Source organism: Streptomyces bikiniensis (genome assembly GCF_000716625.1).
Classification (GTDB): domain Bacteria; phylum Actinomycetota; class Actinomycetes; order Streptomycetales; family Streptomycetaceae; genus Streptomyces; species Streptomyces bikiniensis.
On sequence record NZ_JNXJ01000094.1, the window covers coordinates 1 to 5,413 of the forward strand.

Annotated in this window: 5 protein-coding genes and 1 pseudogene; 4 read left to right on the forward strand and 2 right to left on the reverse strand. The window is 64.5% G+C overall.

Going from position 1 to position 5,413, the window contains the following annotated elements; translation table 11 throughout:
- Positions 1 to 1,058: 1,058 nt before the first annotated feature.
- Entirely contained in the window at positions 1,059 to 1,481 is a 423-nt protein-coding gene (locus tag OO47_RS35840; RefSeq protein WP_234323388.1) for an Imm1 family immunity protein, read from the reverse strand.
- Between OO47_RS35840 and OO47_RS38325 the strand changes: the two genes are divergently transcribed.
- Positions 1,392 to 1,652: a hypothetical protein gene (locus OO47_RS38325; protein WP_234323389.1), complete on the forward strand. Its 261-nt coding sequence runs from the start codon at positions 1,392 to 1,394 to the stop codon at positions 1,650 to 1,652. The two genes, OO47_RS35840 and OO47_RS38325, sit on opposite strands and share 90 nt — an antisense overlap.
- 150 nt (positions 1,653 to 1,802) lie before the next feature.
- Here OO47_RS38325 and OO47_RS33780 read toward each other — a convergent pair.
- Positions 1,803 to 2,319: pseudogene (locus OO47_RS33780) on the reverse strand (hypothetical protein).
- Positions 2,320 to 2,890: 571 nt separating this feature from the next.
- Here OO47_RS33780 and OO47_RS32790 point away from each other — a divergent pair.
- The 3 genes from OO47_RS32790 to OO47_RS32800 form a co-directional block, all read left to right on the forward strand.
- Positions 2,891 to 4,129, forward strand: a complete 1,239-nt coding sequence (locus OO47_RS32790; protein ID WP_030223413.1) for an IS110 family RNA-guided transposase — start codon at positions 2,891 to 2,893, stop codon at positions 4,127 to 4,129.
- Positions 4,130 to 4,190: 61 nt separating this feature from the next.
- Positions 4,191 to 4,958, forward strand: coding sequence for a hypothetical protein (locus OO47_RS32795; RefSeq protein ID WP_030223416.1), 768 nt, complete (start codon positions 4,191 to 4,193; stop codon positions 4,956 to 4,958).
- 85 nt (positions 4,959 to 5,043) lie between these two features.
- Positions 5,044 to 5,413, forward strand: a 370-nt coding sequence (locus tag OO47_RS32800) for a transposase family protein (RefSeq protein WP_167345371.1), incomplete at its 3' end; no start/stop codon positions are given.

Sequence of the window (5,413 nt, forward strand, 5' to 3'; positions counted from 1 at the left end):
GCGGGTACCTAAGCGCTGCGCGCTCAGGACTGAACGGCTTCGCTGCGCTCAGCCGGGCCCTTCGGGCCTGGCTCTCCGCTTCGCTTCGAGCTGTGGCCGGCCCTTTCGGGCCGGGGTCCTGCGCTTTGCTTCGGACTGGTTCGGGGTTGCGCTGCGCTCCCCCCCGAACGGCCCGCTTCGCGGGGCGGGGGGTCTTCCGCGCTGTGCGGGGGAGATGAGTGTGTTTCATGGGGTGCGGGCCTGCGGCCCGTTGGGTGTCCGCTTCGCTCCCACCCTCAGCCCTTCCGGCTGCGCCTCCAGGGCCACCGGGGCCCGCTTCGCGGGCCGGCAGCAGGGGCCTTGGTGGTTGTTGTGTGCCGGTCCAGGAGCCTGACTGCCATGTGGTGGTTGTAGGAGCTCGCGAACTGGCGCGGTGTCTCGCCGTCGGGGGTCGCGGTCGGGTCGGCTCCGTAAGCCAGGAGGATCGCGGTGAGCGCCGTATCGAGCGGCTTGCCTGACTGGAGTGCTGCGTCTCCTTCCACATCGATGGCGTGGAGCAGGAGCGTCATCCCGCAGCAGACTTCTTCTGGGTCCGCTCCCGCGTCGAGGAGTCGGGTCAACTCGGCGAGGTCACCCGACTCCACCGCCTGATGTGCAGGGGTCCACGGGTTTTGAATCATTTCGGATCCCTCAGACGTCTCACTGTAGAGCCCGCATCTTTTGATGCAGCATGTACTGTTGGTGGAAGTAGGTAGCGTGTTCTTGGGATGGCGTTGTGGGGATTCGAGAGCCTATCTGGTTTATCGAGATGAGACCGGCAGTGAACCTTTTTCATCCTGGGGTTCCGAGAGTGAAGATCAGGAGCATCATCGCAGATCAGGGCTACTCAAAGTATCATGGCGAGCCGGGGGTGAAAGACAGTAATTCGCTATAGGGATTGGCTCGAGCCTGAAGTGCTGCGCTCATACCTTATAAGCTCTACCGCCACAAACTGGCAGGTCACAGAGCCGCCATATCTACTGAAGACAAAACACCGAACCGCTGAAGAGCAATCGCCGCATAGAAGCGAAATAATAAAATTAGTAGCTCTGGTCGAGCAGTTGCCACTTGATGCATTCGGGTCGATCCCCTGTGCGAAGGTGACAGAATTCCTCTAGGGCTTCTCGGATCTGAGCTATAGAAATAGCTGCTTCCCGAGGGTAGCACTCGCCTGATCCAGGGTCTTTTATCAGCAAAGGATCCTCCTCCGGAGGGTTCGAGCTCATCGAGGTCCAGACAGATCTGAAAACTTCTGCAGAGATTTTACTATCAACCCTTCGAGTGCCCCACCACTTTAGAGCGCCATAGCCGGATTGAATGTCCACCGAGACGTACATGCAGTTATCTGCGTGCCACCTATTAATTTTCTCGGGGTGATCTTCATCGACAATGCATACAACGGCACGTTCGGGTATGGTCTCGTATCCAGAAGGATCTATCACACGCTGCGCGAGGCTACTCACAATCTCATGAATGAGATTTTCGACTTCCTCGCCGGTTCGGGCATATTTTCCGCGACCATAAACAATCATTTACTTAACCTAGTTCATTTTGTCTCTGTCCCGCCGGGACGGGACGAGAAGCTCACAGGCCTGGCAGAAGGCTCACGCGATGAAGAGCGAGCAGGTGGCTAGAACGGCCCGGCGGTACTGCGTTCCAGAGCGCATCGGGGCGCTGGTCCTCACCTACGCGTCATATCGTCACGGGCTATATCGAACCCTAAGGGCTGTCCCGCAAAGATCTTGGGTCTGAGTACGGAGCAGCTTGAAGAGCCGGTGAGGTGCTCAGCCGGTGGTTCGTGAGGTGTTCAGGGACCGGGCGTAGTCGGCGAGTGTGCGGAAGTCGTTCTCCCGTAGGCCGATCCGCGGGTTGACGTGGTGGAGGAGCCCAGATCCTTGGTGGTGGGCGGTCACGTACGTCTGATCCAGCTCGCTCTGCTCGTCGTCCACCCAGGCGAAGGGACGGCCGTCTGCGTAGTCCACCAGCGGTCCGGTCTTCCAGTGGACTCCATCAGGGCGTTGCTGGAGCAGGACGTCGCCGAAGTTCACGAAGGGAAGTTCCGGAAGGCCTCCATGTGGTGGCCCAGCACAGTTCGAAGCCGAGCTGGAGCAGGGTGCGTCCGTGCTCTGGGTTGAGCCAGACACGCAGGGGGCGTCGTCGGGAGGAGAGGCCCCTGTCGTCCTCATGGGCATCGTTTCGGGGGACTCTGAGTGTGGTGTAGCCGTCGGGGCGCCTCTCCGGCTTGGCCGCGTAGGGGTTGAGCGGCCCGTCCACGTCGAGGAACAGCAGAGGTCGGTTCACGGTTCCCCCCGGGTTTTGCTCACTGTGGACTGCCCCCAGCAGCGTAACTGTGGGATTGTCTCGGCGTTGGGCCGGTCTGAGTGATGATCATGATGTGGCGAGTGTGATCACGGCTTCGGAGTCGTCCTAATTCCTTGATAACGGGCCGTGGGACGGGGCTGTCCACCAGTCCGTTCGAGCGCCGGGGACCGATGCCCTTCGCTCATCCTGGCTTTCCACAGTGCAGGTGGTGGCAGCTTCGCGGGCACCGAACGTACGCCTGGAGCCGTCTGGGCACTCGATCCCTTTATCCAGAGCGGCGGCGCTCGGTGTCTTCGAGGCCGCCACCGTCAGCACTGGCCGCTTGATCACTCGTTGGTGTTGGTAGTGCGAGCCCGCCGCACGGTGACCTCCTGATACTCCAGAGCCGTCAGAGCTCCCGAGGAGACCGGGGCCCGTGGGGTGCGCTGGCGCCACGAACGGCTAGTGAGGTGGCGGACCGACCGGGTGGTCGAGTCCTGGAATTAGGTCGCTGCGTGGCCCGCATGCGCTCGCAACCAGCGCAAACACCGCATCTTTGGGGAGGAAAGAGTTGATCTACTGCGGCATCGACTGGGCCGAGAGGACACACGACGTTGCCTTGGTCGACGACACCGGCCAGCTACTTGCAAAGCGACACATCACCGACGACGCGGCCGGCTACAGGAGCCTGATAGACCTGCTCGCCGAGTACGGCGACACGGAGGACCCCCCGATCCCGGTTGCGATCGAGACCTCCCGCGGTCTGCTGGTCGCGGTGCTGCGGGCAGGCAAGCGGAAGGTGTTCGCGATCAACCCGATGGCTGCCGCCCGCTACCGCGACCGGCACGCGGTCTCCCGCAAGAAGTCCGACCCCGGCGACGCCCTGGTCCTGGCGAACATCCTGCGCACAGATATGCATGCCCACCGGCCGCTGCCGAACGACAGCGACCTGGCCCGCGCCATCGCCGTACTGGCCCGCGCTCAGCAGGACGCGGTCTGGAACCGGCAGCAGGTCGCCAACCAGCTTCGCTCGCTGCTGCGCGAGTACTACCCCGCCGCTCTGGAGGCCTTCGCCAGGTGGGACAACGGCTTGTGCCGACCGGAGGCCCGCGAGCTGATGAAGCTCGCGCCGACACCGGCCAAGGCCGCGAGCCTGACTCGCACCCAGATCACGGCGGCTCTCAAGCGTGCGGGCCGCAAGCGCGGCATCGAGGCGGACGTCGAGCGGCTGCGCGAGGCATTCCGCACCGACTGGGCCCGCCAGCCCGAGCTTGTCGAGGATGCGCTCGGCAAGCAGGCGCTCGCCCTACTCGGACAGCTCACGGCCGCCTGCACCGCCGCCGCCGACCTTGCCCAGGCCGTCGAGGAGGCGTTCCCGCGGCACCCGGACTCCGAAATCATCCTCAGCTTCCCCGGCCTCGGTATCCAGCTTGCCGCCCGGGTGCTGGCCGAAATCGGAGACGACCGCACCCGCTTCGCGGACGCCCGCGGCCTGAAGGCCTACGCAGGCGCCTCACCCGTCACCCGAGCCTCCGGCAAGAAGTCCAGCATCACCAGACGATGGGTGAAGAACAACCGGCTCAACCACGCCGGCTACCTCTGGGCGTTCTCAGCGATCACCGCCTCGCCCGGTGCCAAAGCCCACTACCGGCGGCGACGTGACGACCACGGAGACTGGCACGCCGCTGGCCAGCGCAATCTGTTCAACCGGATGCTGGGCCAGCTCCACCACTGCCTCAAGAACCGCCGCCTGTTCGATGAGCACACCGCGTTCCCGGCGCCGCGGGCCCCAGCTCTGGCGGCGGAGTAGGTGATCCCGCTCACGGCTCACCGCCCCCGGAGATCGCTCCGCGGCGTGCTTGAATCACCGGATGATCGACTGGTCCGCACTTCACGACGTCTACGGCCCGGCACAAGCGATCCCTGGGCTGCTGGACCGAGCCATCGGTCGTGACCAGGAGGCCATCAACGGGCTTTGGGGGCGCTTGTGCCACCAGGGGACGATCACCCCGGCGAGCATCGCCGCACTGCCACAGCTGGCGGACATCGCGAAGACCGAGGACGCCGGGGACTGGGCGCTCGATCTGGCCGGAGCCATAGCGGGTGGCCTCCTTCAACCTCACGGTGCCGACGAAGAAGTCGCCCGCTGTGCTGCGACCTTGGCCGAGCTTCGCGCCATGGCCGCCGCCCGGCTGCGGTCTGGCCTGGACGGGAAGATCTACCTGAGCCGGCTGCGGGCCATGCTCGCGTTCGACGGCCAGCCCTTGTGGTTCGAGGCCCTGGACGACTTCACCGATTCCTTCGTCACTGTCGCTTGCCCGCACTGCGACGCACCGGTGACGATTGCGGTCGGCGACTACGGATGCTACTCCTCGATCCGGGACTGGAATCTGGGGGATGTCCACCAGGTCCCGCTCAGGCCGGCCGTTCCGCACGAGCTGACCGGCACCGGGAGGATGTTGCACGAGTCAGCCGTACGGGATGGCCAGCAACGGCTCGCCTGGGGCCTGACTCACCTGTTCGGCCAGGCGGAATGTCCAGGATGCGGGAGCGTCTTCGGCATCGCAGATGAGTACGCGGCTGCCAATGCACCCGCCCCATGGGACTTCGCCCGAGGCCACATCAAGGACGCTCTCTGATGACCACCGGCAGGGCCCTCGAAATCGAATGGTGAGCTCGTGCCCGCCGTCCCGGCTTGACGGCTTGGCGCCGTGAGGTGTCTGGATAGCCCCGTTCGCGGGGCTGAGCCCACGCATTTTCGGCAAGCTGCTGACCACGCTGCGGCGCGATGGAGCAGATGTGGTCCACCGAGGCCGGCCGTGGAGTCTGCCGCTGGAGGGCCGGGTGTTGCTGGTCGCCACCTACTGGCGCACCAATCTGACGTTGCGGCAGCTCGCTCCGCTGTTCGGCGTCTCGAAGTCGACGGCCGGCCGAGTCATCAACCACCTCGGACCCCTACTCGCACTCCAGCCCCGTAAGCGGTTCGCCAGGGACACCGTGCTCATCGTGGACGGCACCCTGGTCCCCGCTCGCGACCACGCCATCGCCGAGCGGTCGAAGACATCTCATGTCGTCGGAGGTCAACTCAGTGTGT

Coding starts and splice junctions, on each gene's coding strand:
- OO47_RS32795 (WP_030223416.1), top strand. CDS start 4,191: ATGATCGACTGGTCCGCACTTCACGACGTCTACGGCCCGGCACAAGCG.